Source organism: Pseudomonas sp. AF03-9 (assembly GCF_020515815.1).
Classification (GTDB): domain Bacteria; phylum Pseudomonadota; class Gammaproteobacteria; order Pseudomonadales; family Pseudomonadaceae; genus Aquipseudomonas.
Map to the genome: position 1 here is coordinate 81,850 of NZ_JAHPJF010000010.1, position 17,434 is coordinate 99,283.

15 protein-coding genes are annotated in these 17,434 nt (G+C 61.4%); 9 read left to right on the plus strand and 6 right to left on the minus strand.

The window, feature by feature from the left end; all coding sequences use genetic code 11:
- Positions 1-61: 61 nt before the first annotated feature.
- From glpD to LIY36_RS13660, 8 genes are all read left to right on the plus strand, one after another.
- Positions 62-1,600, plus strand: a complete 1,539-nt coding sequence (gene glpD / locus LIY36_RS13625; RefSeq protein ID WP_226455952.1) for a glycerol-3-phosphate dehydrogenase — start codon at positions 62-64, stop codon at positions 1,598-1,600.
- A gap of 314 nt (positions 1,601-1,914) precedes the next feature.
- On the plus strand, positions 1,915-2,841 hold the full coding sequence (locus LIY36_RS13630) for a glutamate/aspartate ABC transporter substrate-binding protein (protein WP_192297316.1): 927 nt from the start codon (positions 1,915-1,917) through the stop codon (positions 2,839-2,841).
- A 194-nt stretch (positions 2,842-3,035) separates the two neighbouring features.
- Entirely contained in the window at positions 3,036-3,782 is a 747-nt protein-coding gene (locus tag LIY36_RS13635) for an amino acid ABC transporter permease (RefSeq protein ID WP_192297317.1), read from the plus strand.
- Complete coding sequence (locus LIY36_RS13640; protein WP_192297318.1) at positions 3,782-4,453, plus strand: ABC transporter permease subunit; 672 nt, start codon at positions 3,782-3,784, stop codon at positions 4,451-4,453. The genes LIY36_RS13635 and LIY36_RS13640 overlap by 1 nt, the downstream gene beginning before the upstream one ends.
- Positions 4,450-5,184 carry an amino acid ABC transporter ATP-binding protein gene (locus LIY36_RS13645; protein ID WP_226455953.1) on the plus strand — a complete coding sequence of 245 codons (735 nt, stop codon included), beginning with the start codon at positions 4,450-4,452 and terminating at the stop codon, positions 5,182-5,184. The genes LIY36_RS13640 and LIY36_RS13645 overlap by 4 nt, the downstream gene beginning before the upstream one ends.
- A gap of 197 nt (positions 5,185-5,381) precedes the next feature.
- Positions 5,382-7,283: a sensor histidine kinase gene (locus LIY36_RS13650; RefSeq protein ID WP_226455954.1), complete on the plus strand. Its 1,902-nt coding sequence runs from the start codon at positions 5,382-5,384 to the stop codon at positions 7,281-7,283.
- Positions 7,280-8,617, plus strand: coding sequence for a sigma-54-dependent transcriptional regulator (locus LIY36_RS13655; RefSeq protein WP_192297321.1), 1,338 nt, complete (start codon positions 7,280-7,282; stop codon positions 8,615-8,617). Before LIY36_RS13650 ends, LIY36_RS13655 begins: the two co-directional genes overlap by 4 nt.
- A complete protein-coding gene (locus tag LIY36_RS13660; RefSeq protein ID WP_226455955.1) occupies positions 8,617-8,955 on the plus strand; it encodes a GlpM family protein in 339 nt (112 codons plus the stop codon). The genes LIY36_RS13655 and LIY36_RS13660 overlap by 1 nt, the downstream gene beginning before the upstream one ends.
- 131 nt (positions 8,956-9,086) lie before the next feature.
- Here the strand turns inward: LIY36_RS13660 and LIY36_RS13665 are convergent, their stop codons facing one another.
- The 6 genes from LIY36_RS13665 to LIY36_RS13690 are packed head-to-tail and all read right to left on the minus strand — an operon-like array spanning position 9,087 to position 16,425.
- A complete protein-coding gene (locus tag LIY36_RS13665; protein ID WP_226455956.1) occupies positions 9,087-10,484 on the minus strand; it encodes a sigma-54-dependent transcriptional regulator in 1,398 nt (465 codons plus the stop codon).
- The gene (locus tag LIY36_RS13670) at positions 10,474-12,246 is read right to left on the minus strand and encodes a sensor histidine kinase (RefSeq protein WP_226455957.1); all 1,773 of its coding nucleotides are present in this window, start codon (positions 12,244-12,246) and stop codon (positions 10,474-10,476) included. The genes LIY36_RS13665 and LIY36_RS13670 overlap by 11 nt, the downstream gene beginning before the upstream one ends.
- Positions 12,246-13,370: a GNAT family N-acetyltransferase gene (locus LIY36_RS13675; RefSeq protein ID WP_226455958.1), complete on the minus strand. Its 1,125-nt coding sequence runs from the start codon at positions 13,368-13,370 to the stop codon at positions 12,246-12,248. The genes LIY36_RS13670 and LIY36_RS13675 overlap by 1 nt, the downstream gene beginning before the upstream one ends.
- Before the next feature lie 31 nt (positions 13,371-13,401).
- Positions 13,402-14,340, minus strand: a complete 939-nt coding sequence (locus LIY36_RS13680) for an alpha/beta hydrolase (protein WP_226455959.1) — start codon at positions 14,338-14,340, stop codon at positions 13,402-13,404.
- Entirely contained in the window at positions 14,337-15,731 is a 1,395-nt protein-coding gene (locus LIY36_RS13685) for an aspartate aminotransferase family protein (RefSeq protein WP_192297331.1), read from the minus strand. The genes LIY36_RS13680 and LIY36_RS13685 overlap by 4 nt, the downstream gene beginning before the upstream one ends.
- On the minus strand, positions 15,724-16,425 hold the full coding sequence (locus tag LIY36_RS13690; RefSeq protein WP_192297332.1) for an MtnX-like HAD-IB family phosphatase: 702 nt from the start codon (positions 16,423-16,425) through the stop codon (positions 15,724-15,726). Before LIY36_RS13690 ends, LIY36_RS13685 begins: the two co-directional genes overlap by 8 nt.
- Before the next feature lie 227 nt (positions 16,426-16,652).
- Between LIY36_RS13690 and LIY36_RS13695 the strand changes: the two genes are divergently transcribed.
- A complete protein-coding gene (locus LIY36_RS13695) occupies positions 16,653-17,423 on the plus strand; it encodes a MipA/OmpV family protein (RefSeq protein WP_226455960.1) in 771 nt (256 codons plus the stop codon).
- Positions 17,424-17,434 lie beyond the last annotated feature (11 nt).

Genomic DNA, 17,434 nt, shown 5'->3' on the forward strand with positions numbered 1-17,434 from the left:
ACCATTTTCGCAAATGAACATTAATGTTCGAATTCCAAGATAAAAATCGCGAGGCCAGCCGATGAACCCTTCCACCTTGCCTGCCCCACCGCTTGCCGAAGTCTATGACGTGGCCGTTATCGGCGGCGGGATCAATGGCGTCGGTATTGCAGCAGACGCAGCCGGGCGCGGTTTGTCGGTATTCCTTTGCGAAAAGGACGACCTGGCCAGCCACACCTCTTCCGCCAGCAGCAAGCTGATCCACGGCGGCCTGCGCTACCTCGAACATTACGAATTCCGCCTGGTGCGCGAAGCCCTCGCCGAACGTGAAGTGCTGCTGGCCAAGGCGCCGCATATCGTCAAGCAAATGCGCTTCGTGCTGCCGCACCGCCCACACCTGCGTCCGGCCTGGATGATTCGCGCGGGCCTGTTCCTCTACGATCACCTCGGCAAGCGTGAAAAGCTGGCAGGTTCGAAAAGCCTCAAGTTCGGCCCGGACAGCCCGCTGAAAAGCGAAATCACCAAAGGCTTCGAATACTCCGACTGCTGGGTCGATGACGCCCGCCTCGTAGTCCTGAACGCCATGGCCGCCCGCGAAAAAGGCGCGCACATCCACACCCAGACCCGTTGCATCAGCGCACACCGCAGCAACGGCATGTGGGAAATGAACATGGAACGCGCCGATGGCAGCCTGTTCTCGATCCGTGCCCGTGCACTGGTGAACGCAGCCGGCCCATGGGTCGCCAAGTTCATCAAGGATGACCTGAAGCTGGATTCGCCCTACGGCATCCGCCTGATCCAGGGCAGCCACCTGATCGTGCCGAAACTCTACGAAGGCGCCCACGCGCACATCCTGCAGAACGAAGACCAGCGCATCGTCTTCACCATTCCGTACCTCAACCACCTGACCATCATCGGCACCACCGACCGCGAATACACCGGCGACCCGGCTGCAGTTGCGATCACCGAAGGTGAAACCGACTACATGCTCAAGGTGGTCAACGCCCACTTCAAGCAACAGCTGAGCCGCGATGACATCGTCCACACCTACTCCGGTGTGCGCCCGCTGTGCAACGACGAGTCGGACAACCCGTCGGCCATCACCCGCGACTACACCCTGGCGTTGTCCGGCGGCACAGGCGAGGCGCCGATCCTGTCGGTGTTCGGTGGCAAGCTGACCACCTACCGCAAGCTCGCCGAATCGGCGATGGCGCAACTGGCCCCGTACTTCACCCAGATGCGTCCGAGCTGGACCGCCAAGGCCAGCCTGCCCGGCGGCGAAGACATGACCACGCCAGAAGCGCTGGCCGAAGCGATTCGCCAGAAGTTCGAATGGGTACCGAGCGAAATCGCACGCCGCTGGTCCACCACCTACGGCAGCCGCACCTGGCGCCTGCTGGAAGGCGTACAGTCGCTGGCCGACCTGGGCGAACACCTGGGTGGTGGCCTGTACACCCGCGAAGTCGACTACCTGTGCACCGAAGAATGGGCGACCCAATCCCAGGACGTATTGTGGCGTCGCACCAAGCTTGGCCTGTTCACCACGCCGGAAGAACAAGCCAACGTGCAACGTTACCTGTCCAAGGTTGAGCACAATCGCGGCAAGATCGAAGCGGCCTGACCGCTCAGTCTCGCAAAAGCCCCTGTGCCGTGAGGTCCAGGGGCTTTTTTATGCCTGCCTTGCCATTCGGTTTTCCGAACGCCAACCCCATGGCTATTCGGTTTGCCGGACCAAACGTAAGAAAGTTCGCTACCGACAAAACTTAATCATCATATAAATCAACTGCTTAACCTTTAAGTACTGGTCTGGCACGACTCATGCTCTACACTCCATGACGATTGCCTGAGACGCCTCAGGAGCCGTTACGGGCATTCGCTGTACAAGAGAGCCGTCTAGCCGGCTTCATAAAAAAAACAAATGTCGAGGAAGTATTGATGCGCATCGTTCCCCATATCCTGGGCGCAGCTATCGCTGCTGCTCTGATCAGCACTCCAGTATTCGCCGCCGAACTCACCGGCACGCTGAAAAAAATCAACGACTCCGGCACCATCACCCTCGGGCACCGCGACAGTTCCATTCCGTTTTCCTACATCGCGGATGGTTCGGGCAAGCCAGTGGGCTACTCCCACGACATTCAGTTGGCCATCGTCGAAGCCCTGAAGAAAGACCTCAACAAACCCGATCTGCAGGCCAAATACAACCTGGTCACATCGCAGACCCGTATTCCATTGGTTCAGAACGGCACCGTCGATATCGAGTGCGGTTCCACCACCAACAACGCCGAGCGCGCCCAGCAAGTTGACTTCACCATCAACATGTTTGAAATCGGCACCCGCCTGCTGGTCAAGAAAGACAAGGACGGCAAACCGTCCTACAGCGACTTTGCCGACCTGAAAGGCAAGAACGTCGTGACCACCGCCGGCACCACGTCCGAGCGCATCATCAAGGCGATGAACGCCGACAAGCAGATGGGCATGAACATCATCTCCGCCAAAGACCACGGCGAATCCTTCCAGATGCTGGAAAGCGGCCGTGCCGTAGCGTTCATGATGGACGACGCACTGCTGGCCGGTGAAGAAGCCAAGGCCAAGAAGCCGGACGACTGGGTCATCACCGGTACTCCGCAGTCTTTCGAAGCCTACGCGTGCATGGTGCGTAAAGACGACCCAGCCTTCAAAAAGGCCGTGGATGACGCCATCGTCGGCCTGTACAAGTCCGGCGAAATCAACAAGATCTACGCCAAGTGGTTCGAAAGCCCGATCCCACCAAAAGGCCTGAACCTCAACTTCCCGATGAGCGACAAGGTCAAGGAACTGATCAAGAACCCGACCGACAAGCCGGCTCCGGAAGTAAAGATCTAAAACCTGACTAACCTTATCTCCTGAGGGAGCCAACCCTCCCTCAGGCGTCTGTTACTACCTGCTGGCTTTTATTTGGAACACTCGACCTGGCGGTTTTCGAGCCGATCTTGTGTGCCTGGCGTTCACCGCCGGGCGGGAATGGATTTTCCCCAAGCGGGTGCTTGTACATCGATCGACTTCGAGGGGAGACCCTAATGAATTACAACTGGGACTGGGGCGTGTTCTTCAAGTCCACCGGCGTGGGCGGCGAGACTTATCTCGACTGGTACATCGCCGGCTTGGGCTGGACCATCGCCATCGCTGTCGTGGCATGGATTATCGCCTTGCTGCTGGGCTCCATTCTGGGGGTCATGCGCACCGTGCCAAACCGTATCGTATCGGGCATCGCGACCTGCTACGTGGAACTGTTTCGTAACGTGCCGCTGCTGGTGCAGCTGTTCATCTGGTACTTCCTGATCCCCGACCTGCTGCCGCAAAACCTGCAGGACTGGTACAAGCAAGACCTCAACCCGACCACCTCGGCCTACCTGAGCGTCGTGGTGTGCCTGGGCCTGTTCACCGCAGCGCGGGTGTGCGAGCAAGTGCGGACCGGTATCCAGGCGCTGCCACGCGGCCAGGAATCCGCCGCGCGCGCCATGGGCTTCAAGCTGCCGCAGATCTACTGGAACGTGCTGCTGCCCCAGGCCTACCGGATCATCATTCCACCGCTCACCTCGGAATTCCTCAACGTCTTCAAGAACTCCTCCGTGGCGTCCTTGATCGGCCTGATGGAACTGCTGGCGCAAACCAAGCAGACCGCCGAGTTCTCGGCCAACCTGTTTGAAGCCTTCACCCTGGCTACGCTGATCTACTTCACCCTGAACATGAGCCTGATGCTGCTCATGCGCATGGTCGAGAAGAAAGTCGCGGTGCCCGGCCTGATCTCCGTGGGGGGTAAATAATGGAACTCGATTTCAGCGGCATCATCCCCGCCATCCCAGGCCTGTGGAACGGCATGGTCATGACCTTGAAGTTGATGGTCATGGGCGTGGTCGGCGGCATCGCCCTTGGTACGGTCCTGGCGTTGATGCGCCTGTCGTCCAGCAAGCTGCTGTCGCGCCTGGCCGGCGCTTATGTGAACTACTTCCGTTCGATCCCGTTGCTGTTGGTGATCACCTGGTTCTACCTGGCGGTGCCGTTCGTGCTGCGCTGGATCACCGGCGAAGACACCCCGATCGGCGCGTTCACCTCCTGCGTCGTGGCCTTCATGATGTTCGAAGCCGCGTACTTCTGTGAAATCGTGCGGGCCGGCGTGCAGTCGATCCCCAAGGGCCAGATGGGTGCGGCGCAAGCGATGGGCATGACCTATGGCCAGACCATGCGCCTGATCATCCTGCCCCAGGCGTTCCGCAAGATGACCCCGTTGCTGCTGCAACAGTCGATCATCCTGTTCCAGGACACTTCGCTGGTCTACACCGTGGGCCTGGTGGACTTCCTCAACTCCGCCCGCTCCAACGGCGACATCATCGGCCGCTCCAATGAGTTCCTGATCTTCGCCGGTGTCGTCTACTTCATCATCAGCTTTTCCGCCTCGCTGCTGGTCAAGCGTCTGCAAAAAAGGTTTGCCGTATGATCTCTATCAAGAACATCAACAAGTGGTATGGCGACTTCCAGGTGCTGACCGATTGCAGCACCGAGGTTAAAAAAGGCGAAGTGATCGTGGTGTGCGGGCCATCCGGCTCGGGCAAATCCACCCTGATCAAGTGCGTCAACGCGCTGGAACCGTTCCAGAAGGGCGACATCATCGTGGACGGCACCTCCATCGCCGACCCGAAGACCAACCTGCCGAAGCTGCGTTCGCGAGTGGGCATGGTGTTCCAGCACTTCGAGCTGTTCCCGCACCTGACAATCACCGAAAACCTCACCATCGCGCAGATCAAGGTGCTGGGCCGCAGCAAGGAAGAAGCCACCAAGAAAGGCCTGCAGTTGCTTGAGCGCGTCGGCCTGTCGGCACACGCCCACAAGCACCCAGGCCAACTCTCCGGCGGCCAGCAGCAACGTGTGGCGATTGCCCGCGCGCTGGCCATGGACCCGATCGTCATGCTGTTCGACGAACCGACCTCGGCCCTCGACCCGGAAATGGTCAACGAAGTACTCGACGTGATGGTGCAACTGGCCCAGGAAGGCATGACCATGATGTGCGTGACCCACGAAATGGGCTTCGCCCGCAAAGTGGCCGACCGCGTGATCTTCATGGACGCCGGCAAGATCATCGAAGACTGCCAGAAAGAAGAGTTCTTCGGCGATATCAGCGCCCGCTCCGAACGCGCGCAGCACTTCCTTGAGAAAATCCTGCAACACTAAAACCAACGCCGCGCGGGCTTTTTGTAGTGAGCGGGCTTGCCCCGCGCTGGGGGGCGAAGCCGCCCTAACCCAGTCACCGTATTTCTCCAGATAGAACTAGGGTGCCTGGTTTTGGGGCGGCTTCGCCCCCCAGCGCGGGGCAAGCCCGCTCACTACAGAAGCCTGCTCGCACTGCTGGTTGACCCAAGGCATCTGTGATGAAATGCGACCCCAATCAATATCGCGCCGCGCCGCCATCACTTGCCGTGAAGCCTCGTCTGATTCGCCAACTGTTCCTGCCGCCACTGATCATCATCCTGATGGTCGGCCTGGGTTATATCGGCTTCTGGGTCAGTGACTACTACGGCATCCGCACCCTCAGCGACACCGGCGAGCGCCAGTTGGAGCTGCATGCCCGTACCGTCGAAAGCGAACTGAGCAAATACACCTACCTGCCCAGCCTCCTGGAGCTGGAGTCCAGCGTCTCCAAGCTGCTGGCCGACCCGAACCAGGAAACCCGCAAGACCGTCAACGATTACCTCGAAGGCCTGAACCGACGCAGTCGCAGCCGGGCCATCTATGTGATGGACACCACCGGCCGTGTGCTGGCCACCAGTAACTGGCGCGATGCCGACAGTTACCAGGGTGAAGACCTGTCCTTCCGCGCCTATTTCCAGAACGCCGTGCGTGGCCAGCCCGGGCGCTTCTACGGCATCGGCAGCACCAACGGCGAACCCGGCTACTACCTGGCCCACGGCCTGGAAGAGCACGGCAAGATCATCGGCGTGGCCGTGGTCAAGGTGCGCCTCGAAGCCCTCGAAGAACGCTGGCAACGCGCGCGGCTCGAAGCCTTCGTGAGCGACGAGAACGGCATCATCATTCTCTCCAGCGACCCGGCCCGCCGCCTCAAGGCCGTGCGTCCGTTGAGCGATGACACCAAGGACCGCCTGGCCCACAGCCTGCAATATTACTGGGCCACGCTCAACGAGCTGGAACCCCTGGCCCGCGAGCGCCTGAACGAAAGCGCCGAGAAGCTCACCTTCCCGGCCAACAGTGAAGTGGTCAACGACGAGCAGGAAGTCAGCTACCTGGCGCAGACCCGCCCGCTCAACGACACCCCGTGGAACTTCACCCTGCTCACCCCGCTCAACGACCTGCGCCGCGCCGCGATCAACCAGGGCATCCTGGTGGCCGTCGCCTTTGGCCTGGTGGCATTCCTGCTGATTGCCTGGAACGAGCGGCGCAAGGTCATCGCCACCCGCCTCGCCGCCCGCGAAGCCTTGCAGGAAGCCAATAGCCAGCTGGAACGAAGGATCGCCGAACGCACCGCCGACCTGCGCGCCAGCAACGAACGCCTCAAAGGCCAGATCCGCGAACGACGCCAGGCCGAAGAGACCTTGCGCCGCGCCCAGGATGAACTGGTGCAGGCCGGCAAACTGGCGGCCATCGGCCAGATGTCCACCAGCATCGCCCACGAACTGAACCAACCGTTGGCCGCGCTGCGCACCTTGTCCGGCAACACTGTGCGCTTCCTCGAACGCGGCGCCCTGGACACCGCCAGCGCCAACCTGCAAACCATCAACGAACTGATCGACCGCATGGGCCGCATCACCGCCAGCCTGCGATCGTTTGCCCGACGCGGCGACGATCAGGGCGAAGCCAGCCTGAACAAGGCGGTGGACGCCGCGTTCCAGGTGCTCGGCCCACGCCTGGACAGCCTGCCGCTGACCGTGCACCGCGATTTTGCCCACGCCCAATTGCAGATCGACCAGACACGCCTGGAGCAGATCCTGGTCAACCTGATCGGCAACGCCGTCGACGCCATGCAAGCCCAGCCGGCCCCCGAACTGTGGCTGGAAGGCAGCAGCAGCGAGGGCAAATACCGCCTGCATGTGCGTGACAACGGCCACGGCATCGACCCCGAGGCCCGCAAGCATCTGTTCGAACCGTTCTTCACCACCAAACCCGGCGAGCAAGGCCTGGGCCTGGGCTTGACCCTGTCCGCCAGCCTCGCCGCGGCCACCGGCGGCAATCTTGCCGTGGAGCATCCGGTGGGTGGTGGTACTGCCTTTGTCCTGTGCCTGCCGCTGGTGGGTGCTCAAACAGCTGAGTCGACATGAATACCAACCCCGCAGACCTCACCGTCCTGATTGTCGAAGACGATCCCCATGTACTGCTCGGCTGCCAGCAGGCCCTGTCGCTGGAAGACATTCCCAGCATCGGCGTGGGCAGTGCCGAAGAAGCGCTCAAGCGCATCGACGAGAACTTTGCCGGTATCGTCATCAGCGACATTCGCCTGCCGGGCATCGACGGCCTGGAGTTGCTCACGCGCCTCAAGGCCCTGGATAAAAGCCTGCCGGTGGTGCTGATCACCGGGCATGGCGACATCTCCATGGCGGTCGGTGCGATGCGCAACGGTGCCTACGATTTCATGGAGAAACCCTTCTCCCCGGAACGCCTGGTCGACGTCGCCCGCCGAGCCCTGGAGCAACGCGGGCTGGCGCGGGAAGTCTGGGCGCTGCGCCGCCAGTTGGCCGAGCGCGACTCCCTCGAAGGCCGCATCATCGGCCGCTCGCCGGCCATGCAGAACCTGCGCGAGCTGATCGCCAACGTTGCCGACACCTCGGCCAACGTGCTGATCGAAGGCGAGACCGGCACCGGCAAGGAACTGGTCGCCCGCTGCCTGCATGATTTCAGCCGCCGTCATGACCACCAGTTCGTCGCCCTCAACTGCGGCGGCCTGCCGGAGAACCTGTTCGAAAGCGAGATTTTCGGCCACGAGGCCAACGCGTTTACCGGCGCCGGCAAGCGCCGTATCGGCAAGATCGAACACGCCCACCAGGGCACGCTGTTCCTCGATGAAGTGGAAAGCATGCCGATCAACCTGCAAATCAAACTGCTGCGGGTGTTGCAGGAACGCACCCTCGAACGCCTGGGTTCAAACCAGAGCGTGGCAGTGGATTGCCGGGTGATCGCCGCGACCAAGTCCGACCTCGATGAACTGAGCCGCGCCAGCCAGTTCCGCAGCGACCTGTACTACCGCCTCAACGTGGTCACCCTGGAACTGCCGCCCCTGCGCGAACGCCGCGAAGACATCCTGCAATTGTTCGAACACTTCCTGCAGCAGTCGTCCCTGCGCTTCGACCGCGCGGTGCCGGAGCTGGACAACCAGACCCTGTCGAGCCTGATGAGCCACGACTGGCCGGGCAACGTGCGCGAACTGCGCAACGTCGCCGAACGCTTCGCCCTCGGCCTGCCCGCCTTCAAGAAAAGCGGCGCGGCCGGCAGCGGCCAGGGCCTGGCCTTTACCGAAGCGGTGGAAGCCTTCGAACGCAACCTGCTCAGCGACGCCCTGCAACGCAGTGGCGGCAACCTGACGCAAGCCAGCCAGGAACTGGGGATGGCCAAGACCACCCTGTTCGACAAGGTCAAAAAATACGGGTTGAGCCACTGATGGACCTGTTCCTCAAAGCCGCCCTTGGCGCGGCAGTCGTGTTGATCCTGGCCGCGCTGGCCAAGACCAGGAACTACTACATCGCCGGCCTGGTGCCGCTGTTCCCGACCTTTGCGCTGATCGCCCACTACATCGTCGGCAAAGGCCGCTCGGTGGAAGATTTGAAGACCACGATCCTGTTCGGGATGTGGTCGATCATTCCGTACTTTGTGTATTTGGCGACGTTGTATGTGATGGTGGATCGGTTGCGGCTTGAAGCCTCGTTGGCCGTCGCGGCAGTTGCCTGGCTGATGGCCGCGACTGTGCTGGTCACTGTCTGGGTACGCCTGCACACCTGACACAACTCGGTTAAAAATGTGGGAGCGGGCTTGCTCGCGAAAGCGGTGTGTCAGTCAAAGATATTCCAACTGAACCACCGCATTCGCGAGCAAGCCCGCTCCCACATTTGGATCAGTGACTGACAGAAAGATCAGCGCACGATCTTGTCGACCTGGATGCCCAGCTTTTTCAGGCGATACCAGAAGCTCCTCTCCGAAATCCCGATCTTCGCCGCCGCAGCCGCCTGCACCCCATTGCTCTCCTGCAATGCCGCCAGAATGTACGCCTTCTCTACCTCAGCCAGCGCAGCGTCGAGGTCCTGGGGAATCCCCGGCCCGTCACTGAGGATCGCAGCAACGCCAGCTTCACTTGGCTTCGACGCAAACAGATACCCCGGCAGGTCGATGTCTTCGATCACCGGCGTGGCCGCCACAATCGTCGCGCGCTCCACGCAGTTTTGCAGTTCACGGATATTGCCCGGCCAGTGATACGCCGCCATCGCCTGCAACGCCTCCGGGCTGAAGCCGGTGATGCGCTTGCCGGCCGTGGCACTCAGGGTGTGGGCAAAGTGCCGGGCCAGGGGCGCGATGTCTTCCACGCGTTCGCGCAAGGCAGGCAAGGGAATCGGGAACACGTTGAGGCGGTAGTACAAGTCTTCGCGAAACTCCTTGTTGGCCACCGCCTCCAGCAGGTTCTTGTTGGTGGCGGCGATTACCCGCACGTCTACCTTGCGCTCTCGGGGGTCGCCTACCGGCTCGATCACCCGCTCCTGCAACGCGCGCAGGATCTTGGCCTGCAACGCCAGCGGCATGTCGCCCACTTCATCAAGAAACAGCGTGCCCTTATCGGCCTGCTGAAAGCGTCCGATCCGGTCCGACACCGCGCCGGTAAACGCGCCTTTGCGATGGCCGAACATTTCGCTTTCCAGCAGCCCCTCGGGGATCGCCGCGCAGTTGACCGCCACGAACGGCTTGTCGGCGCGGCTGCCATGCTTGTGGATAGCCCGCGCGACCATTTCCTTGCCAGTGCCGCTCTCGCCGGTGAGCAGGATCGTCGCGGTGCTGTCACGCACCGCGTCCACCGCCTGCAACACGCTACGAAACGCCGGGCTGTCGCCGACCAGGCTGTCGAACTGGGCGTGTTCATCCAGCTCGGCGCGCAGGCGCGCGTTGTCACGCAGGATGTCGCGAAACTGCAAGGCCTTGGCCACCGTGATGTCCAGCTCATCAATATCGAAGGGTTTGGCGATGTAGTCGTAGGCGCCGTTGCGCATCGATTGCACGGCGTTTTTCACGGTGCTGTAGGCCGTCATCACGATCACCGGCACCTGGGGATAACGCACCTTGATCTCGGCCAGCAGCGCCGGGCCGTCCATGCCGGGCATGCGCCAGTCGCTGATCACCAGGTCGATGTCTTCCTGCTCCAGCACCTTGAGCGCGTGCAGGCCGTTACCGGCAATGAAGACCTGGATGTCGTTCTGGCCCAGGGCCGATGCCAGCAGATCGCAGAGTTTGGGTTCGTCGTCGACCACCAGAATGCTATACGTCATGGTTGTCCTCGTCGTCTTGGTCAATCGCTGGAATATACAGGCTGAAGGTGGCGCCGGCATCGACCTCGCTGACGCATTCGATGCTGCCGTCGTGGCTTTCCATGATTGAGTAGACCTTGGCCAGCCCCAGGCCCGTGCCCGACGCCTTGGTGGTGACGAAAGGCGTGAAAATGCGCTCGATCATCTCGGGCGCAATGCCTTGGCCGCTGTCGGCGATGCTGATTTGCGTGGTGCCGTCGCCAAGCGTGCGAATACCGACGGTCAACCGCCCACCTTCGGGCATCGCGTCGATGGCATTGAGGATCAGGTTGAGGCAGGCCTGCTTGAGCTGCTTGGCATCGGCATAAATCGTCGCGCCCGGCGCCTGATCATCGAGCTGCACATCGATCTTGTGGCTGGCCAGTTCCGGCGCGCAAAAGCCGAGGATTTCATCCACCAGCGGGCGGGCCGCCTGCAACACGCGCAACGGCGGGTTGGGTTTGGCGAAGTCGAGAAACTCGGTGATCAGTTCGTTGATCCGGCTGACTTCGCTGACCACATATTCCAGATGACGCTTGTCCGTTTCCGCCAGGTCAGCGCGCCGGTGCAGCAGTTGGGTCGCAGTCTTGATAATGCCCAACGGGTTGCGGATTTCGTGGGCCAGGCCCATGGCGACTTCACCCAGGGCATGCAGGCGATCACGCCGACGCAGTTGCGCTTCCAGGTGATGCAACTCGCCCAGGCGCTCGGTCATGTGGTTGAAGGTGCTGCTCAACTGGGCCAGTTCGTCGCCACCGCTGACCGCCACGCGGTGTTGGTAGTTACCGCAGATCACCGCACTCACCCCCTCGGACAGGTCACGCAACGGCTGGGTCAGGCGCCGTGACACCAACACCCCGGCGCCCAGGGACAACGCCGAACTGACCAGGAAGATCAGCACGAACAGATTGCTCTGGTTCACCAGCCCCACCAAGCTGGTGTGGCGCAGCAGGCCGCTGAAGATAACGCCTTGCAGCTCACCGGCATCATTGAAGATCGGCCAGTACAAGCCACTGTAGTTGTTGGTGAATTGCTCGCTGGGCTGGCGCGTGCTGCGCATTGCCGCTTCGACGTCCCTGGGGATGCGCGAGGGATGATCCTGGAAACGCTGGGTCGAGAAAATCTCCGAGAAGCCCTTGGGGTTGGCCAGGTACAGGCGCAGGTCGAGGGAATGCACTTCGGCCACGCTGGTGAGGAAACTGCTGTCCAGATAGGTGGCCACCAGCAGCAGGTAATCGACGCCGTCCTTGTTGGTCTCGAACGTCGAGACCACGATGCCGGTATCGACACCCGACACACTCACGGTTTGCAGCACCGCATTGCCGGTCAGGTTGATCTGTTTGACGATGTCATCGGGCGCGGTGCTGAACATGATTTTGTGGTCGCTGACGCGAATCAGCGCCACCACGTCGATGTCCGTTGCGTCGGCAATATCCGCGGTCAGCCGGTCGTGTTTGGCGGCTTGCTTGCCCGACGGCGGACTGGCGTAGCGCAGGAACAGTTTGGCCATGCGCGCGTTGTCATGAACGATGTCGCCGATCTCGTCCTTGACGATACGGGTCGACTCTTGCAGCCAGATCCGCACGTTGCTGTCGAAAATCTGCGACAAGGTGGTGGCGGCCAACTCCGCCGCGATCATGGTGGGGATCACACTGACCAGCCAAAACGCCAACACCAGCTTGCGCTGGACGCTCCAGCGTGAAATGGCAAAGGGGCGGGCTTTCTGGCGGGTCTTGGTGATCATCAGGTTTCGCTTATCGCAGCAGCCATGGCAGGGTCGGAACGATCCGGTCGAATAAACAGTTTTACTAGCTTGAGCAGGCCGTTGACCAGCCGGTTGCGGTGCCGGAAAAACACGCTGTTGCCCTGGAACTCGCAGCCCAGGCGCAGCTTACTGGCATACCCGGCCTGTCCGCACTCGTAGACGGCAATCTTGTGTTCAATACAGTAGTCGACATTGGTCAGCCAACTGCGGAAGTACAGGTTGTAGTCACGGCTGAATTCAACGTCATGCCCGAAGAACTTGTCCACCAGGCGGTGCTCGTCCAGCAGGATCAGGTTGAACGCCACCAGGTGGTCATCCACCCAGTAAAGAACACATACCGCGCGCTCCCCAAGGCGTTCCAGCACACCGGTGAAGTAGCCAGCGGGCAGGCGCTCGAACTGCAAGTCGGCGCGGGTGAGCGTAGCTTCGTACAGGCGCATGATCTCGGGTAGCACATCGTCGATATTGCGTCGCCACTCGACCCGCGGCCCCGGTGCACGCAGTTTGCGGCGCAGGTCCTTGCGCGTGGATTTACCCAGGGAACCGAGGTAGGCGTCCACCGAGCCGTAGGGCAGCGGCAACACGCCCGTGGGCAAACTCGGCATGCTTTGGAAGCCGGCGGCGCGGCAGCTGTCGGACCAGTGCGGATCGTTGCTTGGCGCGTCCTTGACCGCTACGAGGCCGATGCCGAACTCATCGGCGTCCTGGCGTGCGGCGGCGAGCAGATGCTTGAGCAACAGCGGGCGGCGCGATTCAGGCACGCTGCTGGCGAAGCCGACGTCGCAGCGCTCGGCTACCGGGGAACCGAGGGCATACAAGCCCAACTGCAAAAGACCCGGCCACAGTCGGTCCAGGCGTTCGGTCAAACGCTTGCCGGCGCCCGACACCGTGGTGTCAAGGCGGTAATGGGTGATGAACGCGGCAGCCACGGCCACCAGCGTTCCATCTTCGTACACCGCGAGGTACCGCCATTGGAAATCCGCGATGGCGGCGCTTTCCACGGCGACGTAATAGTCCCAGTCCTCCAGAGCACCGGGAAAACAGTCATTCCAGGCACTGCGCTGGAGGGCCCGGATGCTGGGGAAGGCTTGGGCGGTAATCACATTTTTCCCTTATTGCTATGGCCAACACCATTCAACTGTGTGCAGCTTTTTGTAGGAGCGGGCTTGCCCGCGATAGCAGTGGATCAGTCAACACCGCCATCGCAGGCAAGCCAGCTCCCACATTGACCTGACCTGGCTTGAGCCTTGTGTGCTGGTCAACGAACTCGGCGCTCAGCTCGATCACCCGGCGGTATTGCAGGTCGACGGTGATCATGTGGTAGCAGTTGTCCAGCAGGATCTTGGTCACCGGCCCGCCCAGATGGCGCTCGACATAATCCGCGTTCCAGCGGCTGGTGATGTCGTCCTCGATGGAATGCAACACCAGCGCCGGCACGTTGATCTCGGGCATGCGTTTCTTGACCACTGCGTTCATCCGGTGCAACTCGCGCACGGTGATGCCCTCCATGGTCAACAAGCCCGCCTCGCTGCTCTCGCCCTCCTTCATCTGCCGCTCAACGATGGCCCGCAGGCGTTCGTTCTTGATGCCATAGGGCGGCTTCTCTTCGAAGCGGCAGATGTGCACGCCGAACGGGATTTTCATCAGCAACGGGGTAAGGAACGCCAGCTTGTTGATGCTCCAGCCGTCGTACTTCAAGGTGGTCGAATACATCAGCAACCCGCTCACTTGCCCTGGATGCTCGGCGGCCACGTACATCGACATCACCGCGCCCATGGACAAGCCACCGACGAACACCTGGGCGTGGCGTTGCTTGACCTGGGCGAAGGTCTTGCGCACGCCGTCGTACCAGTCCAGCCAGCCGGTGGCCTGCAAGTCGCTGTTATCGCCGCAATGCCCGGCCAGGGTGGGCACGTACACCGTGCAATTGCCCGCCTTGGCCAGGCCCTTGGCGACTTGGCGCAATTCCGTCGGCGTGCCGGTCAGGCCGTGGATCAACAAGATCCCGACCGGACCTGCACCGAGAACGAAACCGGCAGTACCTTCACCGAGGTCGATCTCAGGCGTATTCACCGTTTGGTCGCTCGCACCAGCAGTTGCTCCAGCAGCTTCAGGCCCAGGTCGATTTCCGGGTAGCTGATTTCCAGGGACGGCGCCAGGGTGATCACGTTTTTGTAGTAACCGCCCACGTCGAGGATCAGCCCGAGTTTCTGGCCGTCCACGATCATGTCGCCTTTCATGCCTTCTTCGACCATGTAGTCCAGGGTTGCCTTGTCCGGCGTGAAACCATCCGGGCCGCAGATTTCGCAGCGCAGGGCCAGGCCCAGGCCGTCGACGTCGCCGATGATCGGGAAGCGTTTCTGCAAGTCCTGCAGGCCTTCGAGGAAGTATTTGCCCTTGGCCATGACCATCGCGCCGTAGTCGACTTCGTTGGTCATCTTGAACATTTCCAGGCCTACCGCCGTGCCCAACGGGTTGGAGGCGAAGGTGGAGTGGGTCGAACCTGGCGGGAAGATCTTCGGGTTGATCAACTCTTCACGGGCCCAGATACCGCCCAGTGGGTTGAGGCCGTTGGTCAGCGCCTTGCCGAACACGATCACGTCCGGTTGCACGTCGAAGTGTTCGATCGACCACAGTTTGCCGGTGCGATAGAAGCCCATCTGAATCTCGTCGGAGACCATCAGGATGCCGTGCTGGTCCAGCACGTGCTTCAACTCACGGTAGAAGTTCATCGGCGGGATCACGTAGCCGCCGGTGCCCTGGATCGGCTCGACGTAAAACGCGGCGTATTCGCTGGAACCGACTTTCGGGTCCCACACGCCGTTGTATTCAGTCTCGAACAGGCGCGCGAATTGCTGCACGCAGTGGCTGCCGTATTCCTCCTTGGTCATGCCTTTAGGGCCACGGAAGTGATACGGGAACGGAATGAACTGCGCACGCTCGCCGAAGTGGCCGTAGCGGCGACGGTAGCGGTAGCTGGAGGTGATCGACGAGGCGCCGAGGGTACGCCCGTGGTAGCCGCCTTCGAAGGCGAACATCAGGCTCTTGCCGTTGGTGGCGTTACGCACCACTTTCAACGAGTCTTCGATGGACTGCGAACCGCCGACGTTGAAGTGCACACGACCGTCGAGGCCGAATTTCTTCTTGGCGTCGACCGCGATCATTTCCGACAGCTCAATCTTGCCCTTGTGCAGGTACTGGCTGGCGATTTGCGGCAGGGTGTCGATCTGCTGTTTCAGCGCGTTGTTCAGGCGCGGGTTGGCGTAGCCGAAGTTGACCGCCGAGTACCACATTTGCAGGTCGAGGTAGGCCTGGTCTTCGGTGTCCCACACGTAGGAGCCTTCGCAACGGCTGAAAATACGCGGCGGCTCGATGTAGTGGACGGTGTCGCCGTAGGAGCAATACTTGGCTTCTTTATCCAGAAGGATCTGGTCTTCGGCGGTAGCGATGCGGATATCAGACATGGTGGAAGAGTTCCTGGTTGTCGGCAGCAGTAAAGGAGGTGGCGTTGGCGGCGTTGCCCTGGGGCAGTCGGGCCAGCAAGGCGCTGACTTCGGCGAAGGTGTCGAAGCGCGCGTGGGGAATGTTGTGGGTGACGCAGTAGTCGGCAAGGCTGCCCTTGGCAAAGACGAAGTCGGCGGTGGAGGCCACGCACATGTCGGACTTGCCGTCGCCGATCACCAGCACGCGTTTGTTGCGCGGCGTGGATTTGCACTTGCAGTTGCCGGAGGCGGCGCGGCAGGCGTCGCTGGAATACGGGAAGTCGATGCGCCAGCTGTTCTGGTCGACCTGGCGCAGGCGGTTGGCGAGGATCGGCAACAAGGTCACGTAGTTGCGCGACAGGATGCGCGCGATGCCTTGTTCGATGCCGTCACTGACCACTTCGATGGACGCGCCCAGGCCGATGACCTGATCGACGAAGTCGGGGAAGTCCGGGTCAATCTCAACGCTGTCGAAGTACGCCAGCAGTTCCGTCGGGGTGGCCTTGATCAACGCCAGTTGGCGGCTCAGGCATTCGCGTGAACCGATGTGCCCGTCCAGCCATTGCTGTTCGATGGTTTCCCACTCGGGCCCGGCGAAGCGTTGGAGGACGTTGTCGATAACATCGGTGGGGGTGATGGTCCCATCGAAGTCGCACACGATATGCCAGTCGATCATCTGTGTTTACCTTGGAAGAGCGCGCTGTATGCGCTTGCACCAGGGCTAGAGCAGGGACTGTGCCAACCGCACAAAGCCCAGCGGGGCTGGGGCTTTGCACGCTGCGTGATGGCATTTGTGTCAGCTGAGCTACAATTTTTGTAGCTTGCTACAAACAAGATCAGTGCTTGCGTCAGGGCGGCGCTTCGCGCGTTCATGCGCGCATATCCCCAGAAGGAAACGCTTCCATGCACAAGGTCAGTTCTGCTGTAGTCGCCGGTTTATTGGGGCTGTGGGGCTTTTGCAACGCGGCCCAGGCCGAGCCCATCACCGGCGAAGTCGGCGCGGGTCTTACCTATCAACCCCACGACCCGACCGGCAGCCGCTACGAAACCCGTCCCGTGCCCTACCTGGACCTGGACTGGGGCAATGTCAGCCTGAGCACCGAAGACGGCTTGAGCTGGAGCGCGCTGAAGACCCACGGGATCACCGCCGGCCCGTACATCAATTACTTGCAGGGGCGCACCTCGAACGGCGAGCTGCAAGGCTTGCGCAACGTCTCGGACATGGCTGAAGCAGGCGGTTTCATCCAATACGCCCCGGCCGATTTCTGGCGCGTATACGCCCAATTGGGGCGGGCCGTTGGCGGCGGGCACGACCAAAGCGGCGTGCTGGGTAAAGTCGGCGGCGAACTGGGCTACCCGCTGGGCGGCGGCATCATCGGCAGCAGCAGCCTGATGGCGCACTTTGCCGACGCGCGCCAGACCCAGACCTTTTTCGGCGTCGACGCCAATGAGTCTGCGGCCTCGGGCTTTCGCCCGTACAACGCCAGCGGCGGCTTCCAGAATGTGACGCTGAGCCAGAGCTTCGAGTTTCCGCTGGCGCCCAACTGGTCCTTGCTGACCAGTGCCAGCTGGGTACACCTGGTGGGTTCAGCGGCAGACAGCAGCATCGTCAAGGAAACCGGGGATGTGAACCAAGGCCAGGTGCAGACGGCGATCAGCTACAAATTCAACTGATTCAACTGGAA